Here is a 22,103-nt window from a genome sequence, read left to right on the forward strand (position 1 = left end):
AGGCGGGGGCCTGCTACACCTGCCGGCAACGGTAGCACCAAAGCGCCGGCCCCAGTGGCTCCGGGGCGGCGGGTACCAGAGTCAGGCTGCTCTCCCCCAGTTCGGCCTGGCATGGCAGGTCAGTGGCCAGCCAGTCGTGATCGAGCAGCACGATGGCCTCGTAACCATTGGCCGGCCCCGGTTGCAGATAGAGCGCCCGCTGACCATCGCCGGTTACCGGAATCAGCCGTATGGCCTGTGCCTCCTGCCCCAGCCAGCGCGCCGTGACAAACAACAGGCCATCGGCCTGGGGCAGGCTACGTACCGGCCGCGCCAGCCACCACCCTCGCCCGGGCATCTGCAGGGCCAGCAAGCCAGCGGCCAGCAGCGCGGCACTATCACCGGGCAACAACAGGCCCACACCGTTCTCGTCTATGTCCTCCACCTGGGCGCGGCGCAGGTAAGGGTCGTTCTCCAGCATGCGCTCGTTCTTCTGGCCCAACAGGCCACGTATGCGAAGGAAATCAAAAGCAGTCTGCAACTGTCCCAAGCGGGAGGCGACTATATTGGGACAACGTCCGCTGCGCGCCACCCAGCCATGCACCAGCTTGTCGAACACCTCAGGCTGGGCATTGGCAGGCAGCCAATCGAGCAGGCCGCCCGTCTGCAGCACCGACTGGGCATAACGCGCCTGCTGTGCCACCGCCTCCAGCCCAAAGCACAGCGCCGGTGATGCCGCACTAGGCCCCCCCCAGCCGACCAGTCGGCTGGCCTCATTGGCATCCGGGTCCATGACCAGGGGCGTGGAGCGGTGAAAATCCGGGGCAATAAAGACATGGCCGGCAAGCTGGCGGCAACAACGCGCAGCCAATGCCACCTCATGGCCTTCCACCACGGCAAAGGCATCATGACTCAGCAGCAGATAGGCCAAGGCACGGGCCGGCTCGTCCTTGCTGTCGCCAATATGGCTGCCCAATACCCCGTGCCGCACCAGCGCCAGGTAGATGTCCACCGGCCCTGCCCAGATCACTGCCGCCTGTTGTGGGTCATACAGCGCCCTGGCCGTGTGGGCCAGGCCCAACCAGTGCAGATAGCCAGCAGCCCAGTCACGCAGGTCACCGATACGTCCGGTGCCCTTCTGCAACTGCACCGTCTCGCGTACCGCCTCGATATAGCTGGCATTGGCCAGTTGGTCGGCCAGCAAGGCCAGGCGCTTGCCAGTCATGTCGCGCCGTACCGGATTGTCCTTGTTGGTCGCCAGTTCTTCCAACGCCTGATCAGCCCATTGCCGTGCTGTAGGGTCCAGCGCGTCTATCAGCTTGCGGGCCGCCGGGCCGCTGGGAGACGCCGCCATGCCCTCGCGCAAGGCTTCCGCCAGGCCATCCAGCGCCGCAATCACGGGCTGGCCAGGCAAGCGCTCCAGAATCAGGCGCAACTCACGTAGGGGTGTGTCGGTCTGGAAAATCGGTAGCAGGCGGTCAAACATGGGGCTAAATCTACTCAGGCATGGATAGTATTCTCAGGCTTGGACGCCTTCAGGTACAGGGTAGTTATCAACAACGGCGGGCTTTTTTGCAGGCCGCCAGAAATGCCGTTTCATAGCGTTCCAGAATAGCCTTTGTTTCGCCAGCGTCCACCATTGCAGCCAGTGCCTGCTCCAGGCGGCCGCGCTCATCCTGCCACGGCGAGGTCCGTGACATCGAGACATAGCGCATGACCTTGTTGGGCCGCACCCATTCTGCCGCTTTGACCCGGCCGGCAAACTGTGGGTTCTGCAGGAAGGTGGCGGCCACATTGGCACCCGCCGGTACCACATCCACCCGGCCCGCCACCAGCTTGCGGAAATTGGTCATCAGATCAGGTGCTTCATCCTTCTTTAGCTTGTTGTCGCCATCGAATTCATCAAAGTAGTGCAGCCCCCGTATCACGCCCAGGCGCAGGGGATACAGATCCTCGTACTTCCTTACCTTGCGCTTGTCATCGCGGCGCAGAAAGAAATAGGTGGGCGACCCCGCCGCATAGGGTGGCTCCAGCAGCACCATCATGGGTTCACGCTCTGCCGTCATGGCCAGCCCCATGGTGACATCGGCCGTCCCTTCCTGCAGCATGCGCAGACAGCGCACCAAAGGGCACTCCACGATCTCCAGTTTTACATTGAGGCGCTCCGCCAAGCGCGCCATGATCTCCACATGGGAGCCGGCATAGCCCGTCGGTGTGACTTCCATATAGGGGGGCAGTGGGCGCAGGGCAAATATCAGCTTGTCCGGCGCAGCCCAGGTGGTAGCCGGTCCCAGCAAACACAGCAGCGCTACCCATAGGCGAGACATCAGCAGCCCTATTCTGCCTTCAAGAAACTGCTTGCCACGGCAATCTGGTCTTCCTGCAGAAAGGTGGGGGCATGCCCTACCCCTTCAAAATCCACCCACGCCGCCTTCGGCCCCCGCTCGCTCATGGCACAGGCGGTATCCACACTGAGCAGATCCGACTGCGCACCACGGGTCAGCAGAACGGGGCAGCGGATGTTGTCATACAGCGGCCAGAGATTGACATCATCGCCAGCCGCCTTCTGGAACGGTATGGCGATACCAGGGTCGTAGTTCAAGCGCCAGCCATTGCCATCTGGCTTGAGCATCACCTCGGTAAGAAACGCCCACTGCGCATCGCTGTGCGGGCCAAAAGGCGCCGATACCGCACGTATATAGGCCTCTGCCGCCGCCCGCGATGGCATGGCCGGCGCCTTGCCGACGTATTCACCTATGCGCGCCAGGGCACTTGCCGCCAGCACCGGGCCCACATCATTGAGCAGCAGCCGGCGTATGGGCGTACCCGGCATGGCCGCCAGTATCATGCCTATCAAGCCACCCATGGAAGTGCCTACCCAATGCACGGTAGCCACATTGAGACGGGCAATCAGCACCAGCATGTCCTGCACATAGAGCGGCACCTGGTAGCCCATGGGGTCTCGCAACCAATCACTTTCCCCCCTGCCCACCACATCGGGTGCAACCACCCGAAAATCGCCAGCCAGCGCATGGGCCAGGCTTTCAAAATCCCGCCCATTGCGGGTCAAGCCGTGTGCGCAGACCACTACCCGTGGGTTGGCCGCATCACCCCATTCCCGATAGGCCATACGGTATACGCCCGTTTCGCGGCCAACCAGCACATGGGCAAGTCGAGGTGCTGACATGCGTGTCTCCTGCGAGTCATCTGTATGGGGGATACTCAGTTATAGGCTGGAGACACGGCCCTGCGGGGAAATAATGGCCGTGAGGAATGCACAGGAGAGGCATGGCAAGCGGTGTGCAGCGCCCGGAGATAGGCGCCAGTGCGGGCCCGCCGCAGTCGGCGTTCCCGCTGGCAAGGCAGCGGGATTTAGCTACGCATGGCCCTGACGGCAAAGGCTATCGCAGCAATCAGCCCTATCAGGTAGGCATTGCTGAGCTTGAAACGCCGGTCGAGCAGCTTGAGCACCAGTCCGCCGGCCACACACCATGCGGGCACCATCACAAACTGCTTGAACAGGCCGTAAGCCGCAGCCTGCAGCAGCTCGCCGGAGAACCCGCCAAACAGGGGCTTGAGCGCCAGGGCGAGATTGATCAGTACCAGGCCTATCACCACGGCACGCGGCACGGGCATATCCAGCACCGGCTTATCCTCTGCCTGCATCAACGCCCCCTCGCCATCTGACCATCGCGCCGCAGCCCGGCCTGGACAATATTGCCCAGTGAGCCCGTCAGCCGCTTGCCTGCAGCGTCGTGCATGGCCTGATACAACGCGAGCACGTCCTCACAGCATAGGTGGCACAGCACGACACGCGTGCCGGGATGGGTGGTCTGGTGCATAAGCGGCAACTCACTGGGCAAGGCCGCCATTCTACCCCTGGGCGTAGTCGACCGTAGCGCGGGCCGTGCTGCCCTGCGGCGCAGCGCGCAAATACTGGGCGGGCCACGCTGCAGGCAAGCCCAGACTGGCCGCTGCGTGCAAGGGCCAATACGGATCACGCAACAACTGCCGCCCCAACAACACCAGATCAGCCTGCCCCTGCGCCAATATGGCCTCGGCCTGGGCCGCATCGGTAATCATGCCGACCGCGCCGCTGGCCAGGCCGGCCTCACGCCTTACGCGTGCAGCAAAGTCCACCTGATAGCCCGGCCCCACCGGTATCTGCGGTGCCAATGCACTGCCGCCCGACGATACGTCGAGCATATCCACGCCCAGGTGTTTCAGCCTGGCAGCCAGTGCCACGGTCTCATCGGCGCTCCAGCCACCCTCCACCCAATCGGTGGCGGAGACCCGCACCAGCAGGGGCAAACCATCGGGCCAGACACCCCGCACTGCCTCCACCGTCTCCAGCAGCAAGCGAATCCGGTTTTCGAAGCGGCCACCGTAGCCATCGGTACGGCGGTTGCTCAATGGCGACAGGAACTGGTGCAGCAGGTAGCCATGGGCCGCATGCACCTCGGCCACCTGGAAGCCCGCCGCCAAAGCGCGTCGGGCAGCATCGGCAAACGCCTGGGGAATGGCAGCCAAACCTGCTGCATCGAGTGCCTGTGGCTGTGGGTAATTATCCGCAAAGGCCAGTTCGCTTGGCCCCACGACAGTCCAGCCGCCTTGATCCAGCGGTACGACGCCGCTGCCCGACCAGGGCCGGTAGCAGCTCGCCTTGCGCCCCGCATGCGCCAGCTGTATGCCAGCCACCGCCCCTTGCGAGCGGATAAATCGGGTAATCCGCGCCAGCGGCGCGATATGCTCATCCGACCAGATGCCAAGATCCTGCGGACTGATACGCCCTTCCGGCAGCACGGCTGTGGCCTCGCTGATGATCAGGCCAGCGCCGCCAGCGGCATAGGTTCCCAGGTGCACCAGGTGCCAATCATTCGCCATGCCCTCATGAGCCGAATACTGGCACATGGGCGATACCGCAATGCGGTTGGGCAGGGTCAGTTCGCGCAGGGTCAAGGGTTGAAACAGACGGGACATGGATACGCTCCGGTGTAGATAGAGGTGAAGCGCCGCATTCTGCGCGGCGCCCGATCAGGACTCAATCGAGGATTTCTCGGCCACCATTGAATCTGGCTCAGCCATCGCACTGTCGACAATTGGCAGGGCGCAACCACCATGACAGTGCACAAAGGTGTCACCTGGCTGTCACGTGCAGGCGGCGGGCATAGGGCGCATCATTCCGCCTCACACTGGGGAGCTTCATTCCATGCAGACCGGCATACTCTACGCCGCCGCAGCCTATTTCATCTGGGGCTTGCTGCCGCTTTACCTCAAGGCCATCAAGCATGTGCCCGCAATGGAAATCCTCATGCACCGCATGGTCTGGTCGCTGGTGTTCCTCGCCATCGTGCTGGCTGTCCGCAAGCACTGGAGCTGGCTCAAACCCGCCCTGCAGGACAAGCGCGTGGTCGGTCGCTTCATCGCCAGCGCGGCTGTACTTTCCATCAACTGGTTCATCTATATCTGGGCCGTGAATGACGGTCGCGTGGTGGATGCCAGCCTGGGCTATTTCATCAACCCGCTGGTCAACGTGATGTTCGGCTATTTTCTGCTGCATGAGCGGCTGCGGCCGGGCCAATGGGGCGCCATTGCCGTGGCCGCCGGGGGGGTGGTGTGGCTGACGGTACAGGCCGGACAGTTGCCCTGGATAGGCTTGTTGCTGGCCGCCAGCTTCGGTACCTACGGCCTGTTGCGCAAGACGGCACCCTTGGGCGCGCTGGAAGGACTGTCGCTGGAAACCCTGCTGCTGACGCCGTTTGCACTGGCCTGGCTGGCTTGGCTGACATCCCAGGGGCAGAGTGGCTTCGTCAATGGCGATAGCAGCACCCATGCCCTGCTGCTGGCAGCAGGGCCCATCACCGCCATACCGCTGCTGTTGTTTGCCGCTGGTGCTCGCCGTATTCCCCTGTCACTACTGGGGCTGCTGCAGTACATCGGCCCTACCCTGCAGATGGGCCTGGGTGTCTTCCTCTGGCACGAGCCTTTCGGCACCGGCAAGTTGATCGGTTTTGCCGTGATCTGGTCTGCGCTGGCGCTCTATACACTGGAAGGCTACTGGAACAGCCGGCAGTTGCGCCCGGCTTGAGTCCCCCCGCCCGCCAGCGGGGAACCTCGCTGGCGCCCGACAGGAGTACGCCGTTCGCCTGCTCAGTTATCGCCAGGCCGGTACCACAGCTCCGGCCGGCCCAGCGGCGTCTCTTTGGGCAACAGGGGGTTGGCCAGCTCCACCACCTGCCGGTTCGCGACATTGAGCTCCAGCAGCAAAGGGCCATAGTAGCGCTGGAACAGGGCCTGCAATTTCCCTTCACGCACGGCTTTCTCCAGGCCCCGTTCCAGGTCTAGCGCCAGCTTTTGCCTATCCCGGCTGACAAAGAAGTACAAGGCCGTGGGGTAGCGGATCAGCAAACGTGGCTCAATAGCCAGCCCCATGCCAGGATGGCTGCGCAGCTCATCGCGTATCTCGATCACCGAGCGGGGAAAGTAGTCGAAGCGCCCGGCCGCCAGCATCCTGAACAGCCCCTCGTACTGATCGCTGGCCTCAACCGGCAAACCATTGTGGCGCAGGATGCTCGTATCCGGCCAATCATGCATCTGGCCGGCACTGAACTGCCGCAGATCAGCCAAGTCGCGCACACCCGACAGCAGCTTCAGCCTGTCCTGTTTAAGCAAGGCAACGCGCCAGCCTATCAAACCCCGATCGACCGGTATCCGTATGGGTAAGAGCTCGCGTTCGCGCTCCACGCTGGTCATGGTCCAGACCAGGTCCAGCAGGCCGGAGTTGCGCCGTATTTCGTCCAGCGCCCGGCTTTGCACCATATGCATCTTGCTGGGCTGCACCTGATAGCGACTACCACTCTCCGCAATGGCCAGCTGCAACACCGCCACCATATAGCGCAGGTGCGGGTCTTCCTCGCCCTGGTGCCGCAGGTAAACCAGCGGCTGGGCACAGGCGACGCCCAGCCAGCACAATAGCGCCGCCAGCATGTACCGTCGCATGGTCTGCCTCCTTGGGGGTGATTTACTAGCACTATAGCCATGGGGCGGCGGCAGGCCGCTGCCTATGCGACCAGCGTCAGGTTGGGCCTATGCCGTAGTGGCCACCATCGGTCTGGTGCTGCGGGAAGTGCCCTATAATCGGGCATCCATCTGCCGGACTGCACATCATGCATTACGAACATATCGTCCAGATCAACGACGCCAACGACCCCTTACTCTCGGTCATCAGCCGCAACCAGCTATGGCGAGGACTGCTGCGCCGGGTAGAAAAACCGGAAGAATTCCTGGTCGGGGTCGAATCGGTGACCATCACGGCACGTGGCGACGGCTGGCTCAAGCGCGATATGCAGCTGGGGCCGCTACGGGTAGAGGATCACATCACGCTGGAAGACGAAGTCCGTGTCCATTTCGATACGGCGCCCAGTGCGCAGCACCAAGGCGGCAGCTTTACCATGACCATAGAGGAGCCCAATCCGGGCGCCCTGTTCGTGCGCTTCAGCTACCAGACCGCGCTGCCCGAAACCGGCCCGCAGGATACCGATGCCGGCGACGCCTATTTTGCCGACTACGTGAAGTCGGCCTATCGTGATACCGATATCGATGCCATACGCTGGATACGGGAACTGGTCGAAACAGGCCAGCTGGATTGATTGACGCCAAGAGAGAACACAACATGCATCTAGCCTGCCCCTATTGCGGCGCCACCAATCGTATACCCGATGAGCGCCTGGACGATGGCCCCAGCTGCGGTAAATGCAAACAGCCACTGATGGCGGCCGAACCCGTGGACATCAGCGATGCCAGCCTGCCGGGTTTTCTGGCCAACACCGAGCTGCCCGTGCTGATCGACTTCTGGGCCGCCTGGTGTGGCCCTTGCCAGATGATGGCGCCCCATTTCGAAGAAGCGGCACGGCAGCAGCCGCGCATACGCTTCGTCAAGGTGGACAGCGATGCGGCGCCAGCCGCCAGCCGCTATTTCGGCATACGCAGCATCCCCACCCTGCTGCTGATGTTTCAGGGCCAGGAGATCGCCCGGCAAAGCGGCGTGATGAGCGCACCACAACTGCTGGCCTGGGTAGATAGCCAACTGGCAAGCAAGCCGTAGCGGACAGCACCGGGCCCGCGCCTGAGTCCGGCTCCCTACCCATATAAAAAAGCCGCGCGGTACGCACCGTCGCGGCTTTTTTGTCGGAACCCCTGCTGACGCAGGACACGACACCCTGATGGGATGAACCCAATCGGGCTTAACGTCGGAATAGGTAGATTAACCAACCCATAATAACGCTCCTTTCACTTTCGGCATCCCGTCACAAGTCGTGAGACCTGGGCGGTAGCTGTACGCGGGCGGTTGCAACCCTTGCCTTATTTCACTGACAACCACCGGCCACAGGCACATAGCTAATGTGATACTTCGCCTGCTCCGGCCCACGGCACCCCAACGGCGCCGCGCTTTGATTATGCCTTGTCAAGCATAACGAACTGATTTTACAGGATTGTTGCAAAACAGCAAAGTGCAGATTGTACCAAGCTGTTATACTGGCGCCGCCGGATACGCTCCAGTCTTCGTATCCGCTCAGGTCTTCACCGCTCTTGGTGCCCTGCACTCCCGCTGTATACCCTTCGTCATCCGCCGCAGACTGGCGCTCCATCGCGGAGCCAGGCCGATGCCCCGGAGTTTCCATGTCTTTTGCTGATCTCGGCCTGTCCGACGATATCGTTCGTGCCGTCACCGAACTCGGTTACACCGAGCCCACCCCTATCCAGCTGCAGGCCATCCCTGCCGTACTGACCGGCCGTGACCTGCTGGCAGGTGCCCAGACCGGCACCGGCAAGACCGCTGGCTTTACCCTGCCCATCCTGCATCGCCTGGCCAACCGCGCCGCCAAGGGCCCTTCCACTGGCCGCCCACCGGTGCGCGCACTGATACTGACCCCCACCCGCGAGCTCGCAGCCCAGGTGGAAGAGTCCGTGCGTCACTACGGCAAATACCTCAAGCTGACGTCCATGACCATGTTCGGCGGTGTCAGCATCAACCCGCAGATCAAGCAACTCCGCAGCCGGGTCGACATCCTGGTCGCCACGCCTGGTCGACTGCTGGACCACGTGCAGCAAGGTACGCTGGATCTGTCCAAGGTCGAGATCCTGGTACTGGATGAAGCCGACCGCATGCTGGACATGGGCTTTATCCGCGATATCAAGAAGATACTGTCGCTGCTGCCACGTGAACGGCAGAACCTGCTGTTCTCGGCCACCTTCTCCGATGAGATCAAGGCACTGGCAGACAACCTGCTGCAATCGCCAGAGCTGATCGAAGTTGCGCGCCGCAATGCCACCGCCGATACCATCGCCCAGAAGATCTACCCGGTGGACCGCGACAAGAAGCGCCAACTGCTGGCCCACCTGATCAAGGAACACAACTGGTTCCAGGTGCTGGTCTTCACCCGTACCAAGCATGGCGCCAACCGCCTGGCCGAGCAGTTGGACAAGGATGGCATCAGCGCCCTGGCCATCCACGGCAACAAGAGCCAGGGGGCACGTACCCGCGCGCTCAGCGAATTCAAGGATGGCACCCTGCAGGTGCTGGTGGCCACCGATATCGCCGCCCGAGGCATCGATATCGATCAGCTACCCCATGTGGTGAACTACGAGCTGCCCAATGTGCCCGAAGACTATGTGCACCGCATCGGCCGCACCGGCCGTGCTGGCGCCGAGGGTGAGGCTGTGTCACTGGTCTGCGTGGACGAAAAGAAGCTGCTGGCCGATATCGAGCGTGTGATCAAGCGCGAGATACCGCGCGAGATCGTACCGGGTTTCGAGCCCGACCCCCATGCCAAGCCCGAACCCATCCAGCAGCGCTCCGGCGGCGGTGGCCGTCAGGGCCAAGGCCAGGGTCGCGGCCGTAGTGGCGGTGGTGGTGGTCAGCCACGCCAGCCCCAAGGCAGTGGCAGCGGCAAGCCTGCTGGCAGCCAAGGCCAGGGCAAGACCCAGTCGCGCCAACCGGTAGCCCAGGCAGGCAATCATAATAGTCGCGGGCCCGGCGTAGGCCGACGCCCCACCGGCCGTCATCACTGAGGATAGAGCATGAAGAAAGTTGAACTGGAAAAGCTGCGCGGCTTGAAGATCAACACCAAGCTGGCCAAAAGCGATGTGCCCGATCGTTTCGGCAAGGCCTCGGGCGGCCAGGCAGCCGCCCCGGAACCCAAGGGCCTGCTGGGTGCGCTGCTGAAGAAAGCACCCAAGTAGGCTGTAAGCTGCAAAGCAGAAAGCCGGCACCATGTGCCGGCTTTTTTGCGTCCTGACACAATCTCGATCAGGGCATCAGGCTATCCACCCAAGTTAAGGTCTATGCGACTCTGGCGCGGCTGACCACTCGTCCCATTAGGGCTCGCCTGGAAGCAGCCGCACAAAGCGTCGGAGATATCACGCCGATTCAGGTAAATGCAGCTGCCATCGCGTTTAACCCGTTCAAAGCGTATTGCACCGCACCCGCTGTTGATACGTGCATGATCTGGTACTCAGCACGACAGGCACGAGCCGAAGTACCTGTCGAACTTGGGTAGATGATGGTGCCCGGTGATTACCTGCCCATACTAGCCTTGACGCCTTGGCTGTCGCACCTGCCAATCAGTAAACGTAAATCTGTTTATCTCCGGATAGCCACCGAAAGTCTCAGACCCGAACGCGTCCGCAATGCTTTGCGCATTGGAAAAAGCAGAGTGGCAGCTCATCACCTTGATAGCTTCAGTCGCATCACGGCCTCTCCATGCGTCGCTCGCATAGCGGGCAAACAATTTCCCTGTGATTGGCCGCACCATGTTTGGCTCGCGGGTCAGAATGCCGCCAGGCTTGTATTCCACACTGGCAAACATGGTGTTACCGGCGCCATGTGCAGCAATCGTGTCGTAGGTCTGCGAGCCAGGTTGATAATCAAGGGTAAGTGCTGCGTCATAGTTGCCATAACGGGCGAAGAATTGGTCTGCGGTTGCATTGGCCTCGGGCTGTGGCGCCATGACCAGTAGACGTTTGCTCAGCATAGCGCCTCTTTGATCCCGAGCAGGGGTGATCAAATCCAGTTCGCTTTCCGTCAAAGGGACCGGAATGATCTTGTTGCTGAGCAAGCCCAGATACGCCCCCGAGGTCAGCAGGCCACCGCCCGCGCCGCCGAAGAAACCGACCGTCATGCTGAGCGCAGTCGTCTTGCTGAAGAAAGGTTGTCCGGTCGCCAACGAGGTGACGCCGGCCGAGGTCGCGGCGCCGGCCAATCCGCCTATCCCCGCCGAGCAGACAGCCCCGATACGAGTAATCGCGCTTTGCGACAAACCTTGGGACAGCGCGTTACGCATTGCAACGCGTCCGGCATAACCACCGACCCCAGCACCGACAGCGCCGCCAAGCGCGCCGCTGGCCAAATCCATCAAGGCGCGTCCACCACTGAGTTTCTGACCAGAGATAGCAGCACGATATCCGTTGGCCGTGATGCTACCGGTTGCACCGGCCAGTGCCGTCACACCGGTGCTTGCAAGAAGGCTCTCAGGGCCGAAGACCATGGCCGCTGCCATGCCGCCGAAGAAGCCTGTGAAGACGGTAGCGACACTGCCGACTATCCCACCGACGACCGCACCAGCGATGTTGGCCGCTTCCGAGTGCCCTGTCGGATCAATCAGGTTGATCGGGTCACCCGAACAATAGGCGTAGCGGTTATCGTTCAGCACGCTATCCATGGTCATGAAACGCATCAAGCCTGGGTGGTAGTAACGTGCGCGCAGATAAACCAATCCGTTGGATGGGTCTGCATACTCCTGATTCCAGGTGAAGCTCTGCTTGGCGCTGATATCCCCCTGACTGGTGACTGCGCCATAGGGGTCATAGCTGAAGATGGCACTCTCGCCGTTAGCGTCCTGCAGCAAGGCCGTCGAGCCAGCTGCGGTCATGTAATAACTGGACGCTTGCTGACCTTCATACGCTGCCAGTCGGTCAGGACCGCTGAACAGGAAGCTGGTCCAGTCTTCGGCGGTACTTTGCGACAAGATCGCGTTGACTGCACCGTTGTAGTAGTACTGCAGTTTGCTGCCGCTTGCGGTATTACTGTTCGACGCCAAGGCACCGTCAGGGTAGTAATCATAGTCAGCCGGTGCTGGGGCCGAACCCGATATCTGGATCAGCTGATCCAGCGCATTGTAGGCGTATTGGCGTCCGCTACCGTCGGACGTCATACGGCCATTCTGGTCGTACACAATACCGGCACCGACAAGCTGGTCGATTGCGTTATAGGTGTAGTCGCTGACCACGCCATTGGTAGTCTTGCTGAGCGGGTTACCGTTGCCGTCATAGGCAAAGGCGATTTGTACGGCTGGCTTACCGTTGCTATAGGTAGTCGTGGCGCCGACCAGCTGATTCAACCCGTCATACAGGCAGCTCCTGCTGTAGTTGACTGCGAAATCGTTACAGGTAGCAGACGAGACCGCGGTTTCTATCAGGCGACTGGCGGTATCTCGCGTGTAGCGCGTGTTCAATACGCTGGCACCGGCAGCATTCGCGATGGCGGTAGCACTGAGCTCACCGAAGCCGTTGTACGCATACTGCCATGTGAATTGCCCCGATCCAGTCAGTTCAACACCTTGCAGCACACCTGCTGTATGGTTGATGGTCCCATATACGTTGGTGATGGTATCGATGCCGTTGGTGCGCTTGGCGATGCGGCCGTAGGTGTCGAACAGATTGGAAGTCACCATGCCGGATGCATCGGTTTGCGAAGTGATCCTCGAAAAGGTATCAACGCTATATGATTGCGACCGACCATCAGGGTAGGTGATGGATTTCGCGCTGCCGTCCAGATAATAGTCGTACAGAATGGCAGCGCCACCGAGCGTCACACTCTTGATACGGTCGTTCGGGTAATAGCTGCAATCGATGCTGCCACCATTCCAGGCGGTCTGTAGCAGCTTGCCCACCTTGTCATAGCTATAAGAGATGACCGTACCGTCGAAACGGGTCCGCGTCAGCATCCGGCCGTCGTCGTCATAGCTGTAGGATTCGACCTGGCCCAATTGATTGGTGACCGAAACAAGCAGGTTGGCAGCGTTGTAACGGGGTATGCACGCGTCGTTCTGGAAGCTCCGACCATCCGCATAATCGGTCTGCTTGGCGTACCCCAGCGGATTGCCGAACAGGTCGTAAAACGTATTACGGGTCGTTGTCAGCTGCGGCCCGCTGTATCCGCTGCAAACTTCGGTAATCACCTTTGCTTCGACATCGTAGCTATAACTGTTTTCATACAGCGCCTGCGGATTCCCGCCCTGCTTGGGGAGCTGGCTGATGACCGTACGCAGTATCTGGCCTAGCCCGCTATATTCCGATTCATTCAGTTTGGCGTACGCGCTGGCGCTGTCATCCGGGTCGGGGTAGGACGTCAAAGTTTGGGTCCGGCCCAATCCATCCAGCTGGGTCACATCGCGCAGGATATCGTTGGTGTAAGCGGACACCGAAAGCTGCGCGTCATCAAATACAGTGGTGCCCACATTGCCCAGTGGATCGGTAGACTGAACCAGGCGATTCAGGCTGTCATACTGGTAACGCGTGACAAGGCCAAGCTCATCGATATCTTGCGACGGATTGCCTAGCGGGCCATAGCACTTCTGGCGCAGACAGCGATTAGGGCTCCCCCCCGCCATGGATGGGTCGCCGTTATCCATCAATTTGACCGGCCGGCCTAGTGCATCGAAAAACAGTTCTGTGAGATAGCCATTCGGCGCACTGCTCAAGACACTGTTAGCCTGATCGGTTGCAAACAGCTTGTAGGTGGTCAACGTCGTCAATCCGAGCGCATCAGTTTGCTTGCTTACGCGACCGAGCAAGTCGAACTCGAAGGTTTGGCTCTCTCCAAGCGGGGTTGTCATGAGTACCGCCGGACCGGCTGGCTTGGTGACATCATAGGTAGTCTTGGTAACGGCACCGATGGCGTTGGTCAGCGATACCGTCAGGAGGTAAGCACTGGGGTCATACGCGTAGGCACAGGTCGAACTGGTCGACGCCACGCTGCCCTCGGAATAGCTTGCATCCTGCGACCAAGCCAGCGCCGTGGATATCAGCCTCCCTTGCGGGTCGTAGCCGTAGCAGGTGGTTTTCCAGGGTGCCCAGCTATCCTGTGCATTGGTCCTGAACAGTACGGCTGCCGAAGCCAGGCTCTTTTGATCGGCTGACAGCGTGTAGGCTACCTGCCTTTGAAAGCCGGTGACATTGTCGATATAAATTTCGGTGGCAGGCATCTCCCCGCCCCAGGATGCCACCGTATAAGTGAAGCTCGCAGCAACCTGGCTTTTGTAAGCCTGCGCAGTCCGGTCATAGCAAAGCTCTTCCGATGACAACATCTGCCCATAATCGTCATAGCTGCTAGTCGATTTTCGTATCCGCAGGTAGTCGTTCACGGCGGCGGAATAGACGAACTGCTCGGTCGTGACGGGCCTGTTGTAATTGACCGAACGTGCGTGTAAATCCGGATTGATCAAATAGCTGTATAGCGCGCGGTACCCGCACTGGACCTCGTGTGAGGCATCTACTAGATAGTGTTCCTCGCGGACCGGCGCGTGCAGATAGTTGTAATACACCCTGGATGCCGAAAGCAGGGCACCGCTTGCATCGCACTTGGAAGTCAACACGTCGTAGATATACAAGGTGTTGTTGCTGTCCATCAGGCTATCGGTCCCTGCCGACATCCGATACCCCGCCGCATAACCGGTAAAGGTATTACCGTCGCTATCGGTACCGAAGGCATACGTCGTGCAATCGGCGATGCTGGCATCACTATCCAAGTGGGTTAGCATGGAGACCGCCGGAAAAGCCGATTCCGCACCATTGGCGTCCACATAGGCAATACCGGTGTACGTCATCGTGGTATTCAGACCCGTGGGGTACTGGATAGTCGAGACCACGGTTTGGTTAGCGCAGGTGGTGTAATTCAGCACCGTCGCATTGCCAAGAGGATCGACGATGTTTTCCACGCCACGCGAGGAAAAGTTAATCGTGTTTTGTCCGCCGTCGGGAGTGGTGATGATGATTGCGTTCGAACCATAACCAAAACGCACAACCTGACCAAAACTATCGGTGATGTAATCAAGCTGATTGTTCAATGCCCCGCTGAACTGATCGGTATAGAAATAATTGATGTGGTTGCCGAACAAGTCGGCGTGCTCGACCAGCTTGCCAGTGGCATCGTAGTAGTCGCATCCGCCATCGCCATAGCTCAGTTTGTAGGCATATGTGCCCGGCTGGCCCGAGGGTAGCGGCTGGTCAGGCACCACTGGCGAAAACTTGATCCCATGATCATTCAGGTAACGCAGCCCTGACTGATAACCGGTTTCGTCCGACCAGGTGAGGTCAATGATGCTGGTTTGGCCTTGAGTGGTAAGGGATGAGCCAGGCACGACGAACGCAATGCCAAAGCTCCACCCTGACGGCAAGCCCATCAGGCCCGTGGTACCCGACGCGTAGGACAGATTGATGTTGAGCCCTATGCTGGAGGTGATACCCCGAAGGCTCACGAGCGATTTGGAAAAGGTAAATGACCCGGTGTTAGGATTTACCGATTCTGCGGTAGAAAAAGACTGGTTGAACGCTTGGGAATTCTGGTATTGACTGCTGCCGCTCATGATAAGCGCCTCCTATCCGCATCTATTTTGGTGTCGACAGCAGCCATACCGTCCCAAGGCAGACAGGGACGGTATGGCGTGAGTCATCGATTGTATGAAGCCCAATACTCGTTCAAGCAACAATGAGGCAAACGACGGCACTCAGCCTTAGTTTGCCGTGCCGGGTGAGAAGATGATGTACAAAGGCCCCTTGGTGCCGCTGTCCCATTTTTGCGAAGTGCTGCCACAGAGTGTTTCGTTGGCACATACTTGGGCCGACTTCGCTGGACTGAGGTCTACGTGATAGTGGCTGAAGTCGTAATTGAAATGCGCATTGGTGGCGCCGCTATACTGGGTGTTGGGGATGGTATAGCTGAGTACCCAGTTCGACTTGGAACCAAAGCAGGTTTTACCGTGGTTGTCGCCATTTTTTTCCTGAACGAAGCCGACAGAGCCGCAGGTTATGCCTTGAGTCGATGCGACGACACTGACGTTGTTACCGATATGGTTCATACAATGGTCAGTCGCACCGCCAGCAATGAAGTTCACGGTTAAGGGCTGCAACGGTTTAGTGGGAAGATAGACACACGCATTGACATCAGCACCCGCATCGGCAGCCTGCGCCAGCATGGGCAGTAGGCAGATCGCAGCACTGGACAATACGTAACGGACAGCTTTTAACTTCATGGTTTTGTCTCCTCATCAGTTTGGTTAAGTGTCGAAAAAATCTGGTTGAAGCTCGCTTGCGGCGACTCGCATATCGACACAGGCACACCATCGGCGCCGAATGCGACAACCTTGGGCAATCAATCCGTCAGATTGAAAATTGATCCGGCAACTTTCCTAGCCGGTAGCGCTCGACCGTGTGCGCCAAGATCTCCACCCTTACGTGCAAGGCGTAACGGAAGAAAATGCAGGCTCCAGCCGGAGTATGTCCGGCGCGATGCGGGGTAGCCCGAGAGGGTGAGGGATTTGCCAAAAACACATGCTTGCCTCCTTTAGCGCTGCTTTTGTTTGGAACAGCGTAGCAGGTGCATGTTGAATTTGCTGAGACAAGCGAAGAGCCACCACAGACGTGACACACGGGTTCCCAACGGCACAGCAGCCCCGTCTGCCCCCGTCGATTCAGTTCCACTGGCCGAGCGTCACCTTGCTGGAACCGCGACTTGGTTTACCAGCCCGCTATGGGAGATGCTGGCAGGCACCTAGCACGGTTGTTATGGGCTAAAGGGGCAATTGCAGATGCTTGCCTCGCCAGCTGCAATGGTGTTGCTTAGAAAGAAAGGTGTTACTCCCGTGCAACGGGAACGCGTTCGTTTGACCACGTAGCTGAGGCCTGGAGGCCTACTAGATACCCGCATCCAGGTATTCTATGGCTTGGAGCGAGGGGTCACTCCGCCGTCCCGCGCGGCCGCAGGTGCCGAACGCATTGAGTAAGTCCATCCTGGCAACACCCATATGTTTCGCTTGCACCCACATCAGCGCTGGGTCCAGACAAGTACAGGTAGAGGCGACATAGGCAAATATCCTTATACAAGCACGCTATGGGCAATGCTCACATAAAGCGGGATGCCAAGCAGGATATTGAACGGGAAGGTTATGCCCAGCGACATGCCAAAATAGAGCGCGGGTCTCGCTTCGGGGATGGCTAGCCGTAATGCAGCCGGGACGGCTATATAGGACGCGCTGGCTGCGAGGACCATGAGCAAGGCAGCATTCCCAGCTTGTACGCCCATCAACAAGCAGACGAGCAGGGCGAATCCAGCATGTGCAATTGGCGCCAGTACGGCGTAGGCCAGCAGCCAGGGCGAGCTGCTGCGTAGCAGGGGAAGCTGTCGGGCCGCGTTCAAGCCCATGTCCAGCAAGAAGAACGCGAGCATCCCCTTGAAAAGGTCGCCAGAGAATGGCTGCATGGCGGCCATGCCAGCTTCACCTGTCAATAGGCCGATCAGCATGGCGCCAAGCAGCAGCAATTGCGCGCCATCGGTTAATGACTCATGAACCACTTTGCCTATAGACATGCCCCCGCTAGTGGCGGTTGAGAGTACCCCTGCGCCATTTCCAACAACGACTACTACGGCCTTTTGGCGTAGCTGATTGGCGATCAGGACGGCCAGAATGATTGCCGGCGCTTCCATCAAGGCCATGGCCGCTGCCATGTGACCGCCAAAGCTGTAACCACGGCTCTCCAGGTATTGTGTTGCAGTGATAAAGGTAACTGCACTCACTGAGCCATAGGTCGCGGCGAGTGCAGCTGCATCAAAACTGCCAACCATCCGGCGCAACAGCTTATAGCCAAGCATTGGTACAAGTATGGCCAGGCTTACCGCGATGGCGAGCGTAGTCACCACCTCGCCAGTCAGCCCTGAGTGCGCCAAGGCAAAGCCTCCCTTAAGCCCGAGCGCCATGAGGAGGTAAAGGGACAGAAAACGGGAAATAGCCGGTGGAATTTCAAGATTGGACTTGAGCAGCCCGGCTGCGACGCCGAAGACAAAAAACAGAATGGCGGGATCTAGCAGACTTTGCACGTGACCTATCCTCCGAAAAGTAGGTCGCATGGTAGAGGGGGTGAATTGATAATGTAAAATCGATATTTAATATGGCTATTATCGAGGTTTATCTATGAACATCACGTTCCGACAACTGCAACTTTTCCTCGCCCTAGCTGAGCATGGCAGCATCAGCGCGGCGGCAAGAGCGTGTCATGTCACTCAGCCAACGGTCTCTATGCAACTGCGCGAACTGGCTGAGAATGTGGGTTTGCCACTCTATGAGGTGATCAGAAAGCGGGTGTTTTTGACCGAGGCGGGGCGGCTCCTGCAGCAGTCTGCGCAAGTTATGCAGAAGGAGTTGGAGGTGTTTGGTCAGCGAATTGATCAACTCCGAGGACTGCAACGGGGACGGTTACGGGTTGCCGTGGTCAGCACCGCAAAATACTTTGTTCCCAATTTGCTGGGCGCATTCTGCCATCGGTATCCTGATGTCGATGTCAGCCTCTCCATTCTTAACCGGGATGGTGTCTTGCAGCGACTGCGTTCGAACGAGGACGATCTTTACGTCATGTCCAACCCACCGCAGGATATGGATGTCACCACAGAAGCCTTCCTCCCCAACCCGCTCGTCGTGGTGGTGCACATTAATCACCCGCTTGCTTCGAGCCAGCAGATTCCACTTGATACCTTGATGGGTGAACGGTTCATCCTGCGAGAGCAGGGTTCCGGTACGCGCCGTGCGTGCGATCGGCATTTTGCTGCGCTGGGCCTGCAGCCGAATATTCGCATGGAGCTGGGAAGTAACGAGGCAATCAAGCACTCTGTTGCGGCCAACCTGGGCGTGTCAGTACTTTCCCGCCACACGTTGCATAGCGATCCTGCAGTCGATGGCCTCGCCGTGCTGGATGTGGTGGGGTTCCCGGTTGAATCGAATTGGTACATTGTTCAGCCGTGCGGCAAATTGTTACCACCTATTGCTGCTGAATTTCTGCAACATTTACGTGAACATGTAGGCACGCTACCGCGTATCAATGGAGTGGATACATGAACCATCGTATTGAATGATCTGGACCGGGTTGTCTATGCATTCTGGTGGTCTAGCCGGATCTGGGGAACTGGGGATCAGGGCCTCAGGCAATAAAAAACCCGGCTTGCGCCGGGTTTTTGCTACCACTCAAACAGGTCTAATGAATTAGACGGGCTTGATGTTGGAAGCTTGCTTGCCCTTGGGGCCAGTGGTCACGTCGAACGAGACCTTTTGGTTCTCAGCCAGCGACTTGAAGCCGTTGGATTGAATTTGCGAGAAGTGCGCGAACAGGTCGTCGCCGCCTTCGTCAGGGGTGATGAAGCCGAAGCCCTTGGAGTCATTGAACCACTTAACGGTACCGGTTGCCATGATGCTTTTCCTTGTTGGAAATAATGTAAAGAGTGCGGACGATCAAACAAAGGAGGGCGAATCGGAATACCGCGAGGGTATGAGAACTGCCTGGAACCTACGACTTGAACTGCCTGCAGCGTGCGTTGTACGCGAATCAAACCCGCTTGGCAAAGCATTTCGTCAAATACCTGCCAAAAACGCGCCAAACGGTCGATTCCACCCCTATTTCGATGCCTTTGTCATGCCCAGGGCGTCCCAGCCGGTCTGCCCCAGCTCGCGCAAGGTGGCGATGTTCTTCTCGAAGATATCGGCCGCATCGGGGAAGGCCGCCACAGCCCTGTCTATGCTGTCCTCGCGCAGCAGATGCAGGGTGGGATAGGGCGAGCGGTTGCTGTAGTTGCTGATGTCGTCCGGCTCGGTGTCCGCAAACTGGTACTGCGGGTGAAAGCTGGCAATCTGTATCACCCCTTCCAGTTCATGCTCGGCCACCACCCCGTCGGCCACATCGAGAAACTCGTTGTAATCGAGGAAGTCATTGAGGATATAGGGGTGGATCAGCAAGGTGGTGTCGAGTTCCTCGGGGTCGGTCTCAGCCAGCCTGTCCAGCTCGCGGTCCAGGTCTTCCAACAGGGCATCCAGATTGCGGGCTTCGCTCACCACCAGGCGCACCTGCTGTTTGACATACACCGCCTTGGCGAAGGGGCAGAGATTCAGCCCTATGACGGCTTTTTCCAGCCAGTCGCGGGTGGCAGTAATGACGGATTCGTGCTCGTTTGTCATGGCGTAATAGGGGAAGCGGATCAGGCTTGCTATTCTACTGCTTAAGTCCACCGGCATCGCCACCATGACAAACACCAGCCCCAGCCAACCTACGTATATCGTTCCTGCGCAATTGCGGCTTGGCCTGTATGTCAGGCTGGAGCTCGACTGGCTGTCGCATCCGTTTACCTTCAACCAGTTCAAGATCACCAAACAGGAGCAGATAGACACCCTGCGCTCCCTGGGACTGGAGCGCATACGCATCGACGTCAAGCGCAGCGATGTGCAGCCCCTGCCCGCCCCGACCGACCCCGAACCGGCCGTCCCCGCCGCCCAACGTGAAGCCCAGGACGCAGCCATCGTCGCCAAGCGGGTCAGGGTGGAAAAACTCACCCAGCACCGCGCCGCCCTCAATGAATGTGAACGCAAGTTCCAGGGGGCCGCACGGGCGCTCAAGACCATTACCCGCAACCTGTTCGCCCGCCCAGGCGAATCCATGGCAGAGGCCGCAGAGCTGATCAACAGCCTGGTGGACTCCATGCTCACCGATCGCGATATCGCCATCCACCTGATGAACGATAAGCTGGGTGGTGAGGAAGTGTATTTCCACCAGCTCAATGTTGCCGTACTGGCCATGATGCTGGGTAAGCAGCTGCACATGGACAGGGAGCAGCTGACCGAGATCGGCATGGGTGCGCTGTTCCACGATATCGGCAAGATGGAGCTGCCCAGCCAGTTGTTGCAGAAGACCGATGCGCTCAGCCCCAGCGAGCAGGATCTGATGATGCGGCATACCCATTACGGCCTGGAAATAGGCAAGAAGCTGGGCCTGACGCCAGAGGCCCTGGCCATCGTGTTCCAGCACCATGAATGCGTGGACGGCAGCGGCTACCCCCATGCCTTGCGCGGCGAAGGCATATTGCCGTTGTCGCGGCTGGTGGCCATCGTCAATGAGTACGATAACCTCTGCAACCGCCCCAACCCCCGCGACTCGCTCACGCCCTATGAAGCGCTGGCCACCATGTTCGGCCAGCAGCGTGCCCGCTTCGAGGCACAGGCCCTGGGCATCTTTATCCGCTGCATGGGCGTTTACCCGCCTGGCACCCTGGTGCAGCTCTCCAACAATGCGCTGGGGCTGGTCATGGCGGTGAATTCCAGCAAACCGCTCAAACCCACGGTGCTGATCTACGACCCCAGCGTGCCCAAGCACGAGGCCATCATCCTCGATCTGGAGAGCGAGGCCGAGCTCACCATCATCAAGAGCATACGCCCCGGGCAATTGCCCCAGCAGGTGTTTACCTACCTCAATCCGCGCAAGCGCATGACTTACTACTGCGATACCGTACCCGGCCCTGCTCAGGGCGGCTGATCACCGACTTCCGCATCGGAATCACACCCCTGCCCTGCCGCGATGCGACGGGCCAACCAACGGCGGGCAAGGCCATGTAGGGGTGTGGGCAAATAAGGCAGATACCGGCCGGGCTGCAGCAACAGGCCACAGCCATAACGGCCTGCCTGGGCCTGCCAGACCAACGCCGGACAAGCCCCCTGGCGCACACCGAACATGCGCTGCCCCACCGGGCAGGGCTCGGCCGCGCAACAGACACCGCAGCCGTTGCAAGGTTCGCCCCAGGCCGGTTTGGCCGGGGCGGCAGAATACAGATGGATGACTTGATAAACCGACTGAGGCATGGCCTCAGTTTAGAGCGGAATCTGATCTCTCATGGTCACCCTTGCTGATGCTTGTGAACATGGCGCTGTTCGGGCTCGATCAATGTGACGGCAGTCATGACCAGAGACGAGGGCCGATTCTCGGCCTAAGCAGGCATTCGCGCTGGCGGAATGAAGCGGCCACGGCGGTCCCCTACTACA

Annotated in this window: 20 protein-coding genes; 7 read left to right on the plus strand and 13 right to left on the minus strand. The window is 59.4% G+C overall.

Annotated elements, in window-relative coordinates; translation table 11 throughout:
- Positions 1-13: 13 nt before the first annotated feature.
- The 6 genes from V7714_RS11130 to V7714_RS11155 all read right to left on the minus strand — a co-directional run bounded on the left by V7714_RS11130 (position 14) and on the right by V7714_RS11155 (position 4,959).
- Complete coding sequence (locus tag V7714_RS11130; protein ID WP_335709786.1) at positions 14-1,465, minus strand: hypothetical protein; 1,452 nt, start codon at positions 1,463-1,465, stop codon at positions 14-16.
- 67 nt (positions 1,466-1,532) lie between these two features.
- A complete protein-coding gene (locus V7714_RS11135; protein WP_335709787.1) occupies positions 1,533-2,306 on the minus strand; it encodes a substrate-binding periplasmic protein in 774 nt (257 codons plus the stop codon).
- Between the two features lie 8 nt (positions 2,307-2,314).
- Positions 2,315-3,166: an alpha/beta fold hydrolase gene (locus V7714_RS11140; RefSeq protein ID WP_335709788.1), complete on the minus strand. Its 852-nt coding sequence runs from the start codon at positions 3,164-3,166 to the stop codon at positions 2,315-2,317.
- A gap of 185 nt (positions 3,167-3,351) precedes the next feature.
- The gene (locus tag V7714_RS11145) at positions 3,352-3,645 is read right to left on the minus strand and encodes a hypothetical protein (protein WP_335709789.1); all 294 of its coding nucleotides are present in this window, start codon (positions 3,643-3,645) and stop codon (positions 3,352-3,354) included.
- The gene (locus tag V7714_RS11150; RefSeq protein ID WP_335709790.1) at positions 3,645-3,821 is read right to left on the minus strand and encodes a hypothetical protein; all 177 of its coding nucleotides are present in this window, start codon (positions 3,819-3,821) and stop codon (positions 3,645-3,647) included. The genes V7714_RS11145 and V7714_RS11150 overlap by 1 nt, the downstream gene beginning before the upstream one ends.
- Before the next feature lie 31 nt (positions 3,822-3,852).
- Positions 3,853-4,959: an NADH:flavin oxidoreductase/NADH oxidase gene (locus V7714_RS11155; RefSeq protein WP_335709791.1), complete on the minus strand. Its 1,107-nt coding sequence runs from the start codon at positions 4,957-4,959 to the stop codon at positions 3,853-3,855.
- 229 nt (positions 4,960-5,188) lie between these two features.
- Here V7714_RS11155 and rarD point away from each other — a divergent pair, with 229 nt between their 5' ends.
- Positions 5,189-6,067: an EamA family transporter RarD gene (rarD, locus tag V7714_RS11160; RefSeq protein WP_335709792.1), complete on the plus strand. Its 879-nt coding sequence runs from the start codon at positions 5,189-5,191 to the stop codon at positions 6,065-6,067.
- A 62-nt stretch (positions 6,068-6,129) separates the two neighbouring features.
- On the opposite strand, the gene V7714_RS11165 is transcribed toward rarD, so the two are convergent.
- Entirely contained in the window at positions 6,130-6,978 is an 849-nt protein-coding gene (locus V7714_RS11165) for a substrate-binding periplasmic protein (RefSeq protein ID WP_335709793.1), read from the minus strand.
- A gap of 167 nt (positions 6,979-7,145) precedes the next feature.
- Here V7714_RS11165 and V7714_RS11170 point away from each other — a divergent pair, with 167 nt between their 5' ends.
- The 4 genes from V7714_RS11170 to V7714_RS11185 all read left to right on the plus strand — a co-directional run bounded on the left by V7714_RS11170 (position 7,146) and on the right by V7714_RS11185 (position 10,221).
- Positions 7,146-7,628: an SRPBCC family protein gene (locus V7714_RS11170; protein ID WP_335709794.1), complete on the plus strand. Its 483-nt coding sequence runs from the start codon at positions 7,146-7,148 to the stop codon at positions 7,626-7,628.
- 23 nt (positions 7,629-7,651) lie between these two features.
- Positions 7,652-8,083: a thioredoxin TrxC gene (trxC, locus tag V7714_RS11175; protein ID WP_335709795.1), complete on the plus strand. Its 432-nt coding sequence runs from the start codon at positions 7,652-7,654 to the stop codon at positions 8,081-8,083.
- A gap of 575 nt (positions 8,084-8,658) precedes the next feature.
- Complete coding sequence (locus V7714_RS11180) at positions 8,659-10,050, plus strand: DEAD/DEAH box helicase (RefSeq protein ID WP_335709796.1); 1,392 nt, start codon at positions 8,659-8,661, stop codon at positions 10,048-10,050.
- Between the two features lie 9 nt (positions 10,051-10,059).
- Positions 10,060-10,221 carry a hypothetical protein gene (locus tag V7714_RS11185; protein ID WP_284197828.1) on the plus strand — a complete coding sequence of 54 codons (162 nt, stop codon included), beginning with the start codon at positions 10,060-10,062 and terminating at the stop codon, positions 10,219-10,221.
- Between the two features lie 347 nt (positions 10,222-10,568).
- Here V7714_RS11185 and V7714_RS11190 read toward each other — a convergent pair whose 3' ends face one another.
- The 3 genes from V7714_RS11190 to V7714_RS11200 form a co-directional block, all read right to left on the minus strand.
- Positions 10,569-15,623, minus strand: coding sequence for an RHS repeat domain-containing protein (locus tag V7714_RS11190; RefSeq protein ID WP_335709797.1), 5,055 nt, complete (start codon positions 15,621-15,623; stop codon positions 10,569-10,571).
- 147 nt (positions 15,624-15,770) lie between these two features.
- Complete coding sequence (locus V7714_RS11195) at positions 15,771-16,289, minus strand: hypothetical protein (RefSeq protein ID WP_335709798.1); 519 nt, start codon at positions 16,287-16,289, stop codon at positions 15,771-15,773.
- A gap of 842 nt (positions 16,290-17,131) precedes the next feature.
- The gene (locus V7714_RS11200) at positions 17,132-18,130 is read right to left on the minus strand and encodes a sodium-dependent bicarbonate transport family permease (RefSeq protein ID WP_335709799.1); all 999 of its coding nucleotides are present in this window, start codon (positions 18,128-18,130) and stop codon (positions 17,132-17,134) included.
- 94 nt (positions 18,131-18,224) lie between these two features.
- On the opposite strand from V7714_RS11200, the gene V7714_RS11205 reads away from it, so the two are divergent.
- On the plus strand, positions 18,225-19,142 hold the full coding sequence (locus V7714_RS11205) for a LysR family transcriptional regulator (protein ID WP_335709800.1): 918 nt from the start codon (positions 18,225-18,227) through the stop codon (positions 19,140-19,142).
- A 144-nt stretch (positions 19,143-19,286) separates the two neighbouring features.
- Here the strand turns inward: V7714_RS11205 and V7714_RS11210 are convergent, their stop codons facing one another.
- Positions 19,287-19,490, minus strand: a complete 204-nt coding sequence (locus V7714_RS11210; protein ID WP_284197833.1) for a cold-shock protein — start codon at positions 19,488-19,490, stop codon at positions 19,287-19,289.
- Positions 19,491-19,694: 204 nt separating this feature from the next.
- Entirely contained in the window at positions 19,695-20,252 is a 558-nt protein-coding gene (locus V7714_RS11215) for a DUF1415 domain-containing protein (RefSeq protein WP_335709801.1), read from the minus strand.
- Between the two features lie 64 nt (positions 20,253-20,316).
- Here V7714_RS11215 and V7714_RS11220 point away from each other — a divergent pair, with 64 nt between their 5' ends.
- A complete protein-coding gene (locus V7714_RS11220) occupies positions 20,317-21,600 on the plus strand; it encodes an HD-GYP domain-containing protein (protein WP_335709802.1) in 1,284 nt (427 codons plus the stop codon).
- On the opposite strand, the gene V7714_RS11225 is transcribed toward V7714_RS11220, so the two are convergent.
- Complete coding sequence (locus tag V7714_RS11225; RefSeq protein WP_335709803.1) at positions 21,588-21,923, minus strand: hypothetical protein; 336 nt, start codon at positions 21,921-21,923, stop codon at positions 21,588-21,590. The genes V7714_RS11220 and V7714_RS11225 overlap by 13 nt on opposite strands.
- Positions 21,924-22,103: the final 180 nt, after the last annotated feature.

The sequence above is a fragment of the Chitinimonas sp. JJ19 genome, assembly GCF_036961565.1.
Classification (GTDB): Bacteria; Pseudomonadota; Gammaproteobacteria; order Burkholderiales; family Chitinimonadaceae; genus Chitinimonas.

What these genes read in the sequence shown, in the direction of transcription:
- V7714_RS11210 (WP_284197833.1), bottom strand. Translation starts at nt 19,490, where the DNA reads ATGGCAACCGGTACCGTTAAGTGGTTCAATGACTCCAAGGGCTTCGGC.
- V7714_RS11145 (WP_335709789.1), bottom strand. Translation starts at nt 3,645, where the DNA reads ATGCAGGCAGAGGATAAGCCGGTGCTGGATATGCCCGTGCCGCGTGCC.
- V7714_RS11150 (WP_335709790.1), bottom strand. Translation starts at nt 3,821, where the DNA reads ATGCACCAGACCACCCATCCCGGCACGCGTGTCGTGCTGTGCCACCTA.
- V7714_RS11155 (WP_335709791.1), bottom strand. Translation starts at nt 4,959, where the DNA reads ATGTCCCGTCTGTTTCAACCCTTGACCCTGCGCGAACTGACCCTGCCC.
- V7714_RS11135 (WP_335709787.1), bottom strand. Translation starts at nt 2,306, where the DNA reads ATGTCTCGCCTATGGGTAGCGCTGCTGTGTTTGCTGGGACCGGCTACC.
- V7714_RS11220 (WP_335709802.1), top strand. Translation starts at nt 20,317, where the DNA reads ATGACAAACACCAGCCCCAGCCAACCTACGTATATCGTTCCTGCGCAA.
- V7714_RS11195 (WP_335709798.1), bottom strand. Translation starts at nt 16,289, where the DNA reads ATGAAGTTAAAAGCTGTCCGTTACGTATTGTCCAGTGCTGCGATCTGC.
- V7714_RS11185 (WP_284197828.1), top strand. Translation starts at nt 10,060, where the DNA reads ATGAAGAAAGTTGAACTGGAAAAGCTGCGCGGCTTGAAGATCAACACC.
- V7714_RS11170 (WP_335709794.1), top strand. Translation starts at nt 7,146, where the DNA reads ATGCATTACGAACATATCGTCCAGATCAACGACGCCAACGACCCCTTA.
- V7714_RS11130 (WP_335709786.1), bottom strand. Translation starts at nt 1,465, where the DNA reads ATGTTTGACCGCCTGCTACCGATTTTCCAGACCGACACACCCCTACGT.
- V7714_RS11180 (WP_335709796.1), top strand. Translation starts at nt 8,659, where the DNA reads ATGTCTTTTGCTGATCTCGGCCTGTCCGACGATATCGTTCGTGCCGTC.
- V7714_RS11140 (WP_335709788.1), bottom strand. Translation starts at nt 3,166, where the DNA reads ATGTCAGCACCTCGACTTGCCCATGTGCTGGTTGGCCGCGAAACGGGC.
- V7714_RS11215 (WP_335709801.1), bottom strand. Translation starts at nt 20,252, where the DNA reads ATGACAAACGAGCACGAATCCGTCATTACTGCCACCCGCGACTGGCTG.
- trxC (WP_335709795.1), top strand. Translation starts at nt 7,652, where the DNA reads ATGCATCTAGCCTGCCCCTATTGCGGCGCCACCAATCGTATACCCGAT.
- V7714_RS11205 (WP_335709800.1), top strand. Translation starts at nt 18,225, where the DNA reads ATGAACATCACGTTCCGACAACTGCAACTTTTCCTCGCCCTAGCTGAG.
- V7714_RS11165 (WP_335709793.1), bottom strand. Translation starts at nt 6,978, where the DNA reads ATGCGACGGTACATGCTGGCGGCGCTATTGTGCTGGCTGGGCGTCGCC.
- V7714_RS11190 (WP_335709797.1), bottom strand. Translation starts at nt 15,623, where the DNA reads ATGAGCGGCAGCAGTCAATACCAGAATTCCCAAGCGTTCAACCAGTCT.
- V7714_RS11225 (WP_335709803.1), bottom strand. Translation starts at nt 21,923, where the DNA reads ATGCCTCAGTCGGTTTATCAAGTCATCCATCTGTATTCTGCCGCCCCG.
- rarD (WP_335709792.1), top strand. Translation starts at nt 5,189, where the DNA reads ATGCAGACCGGCATACTCTACGCCGCCGCAGCCTATTTCATCTGGGGC.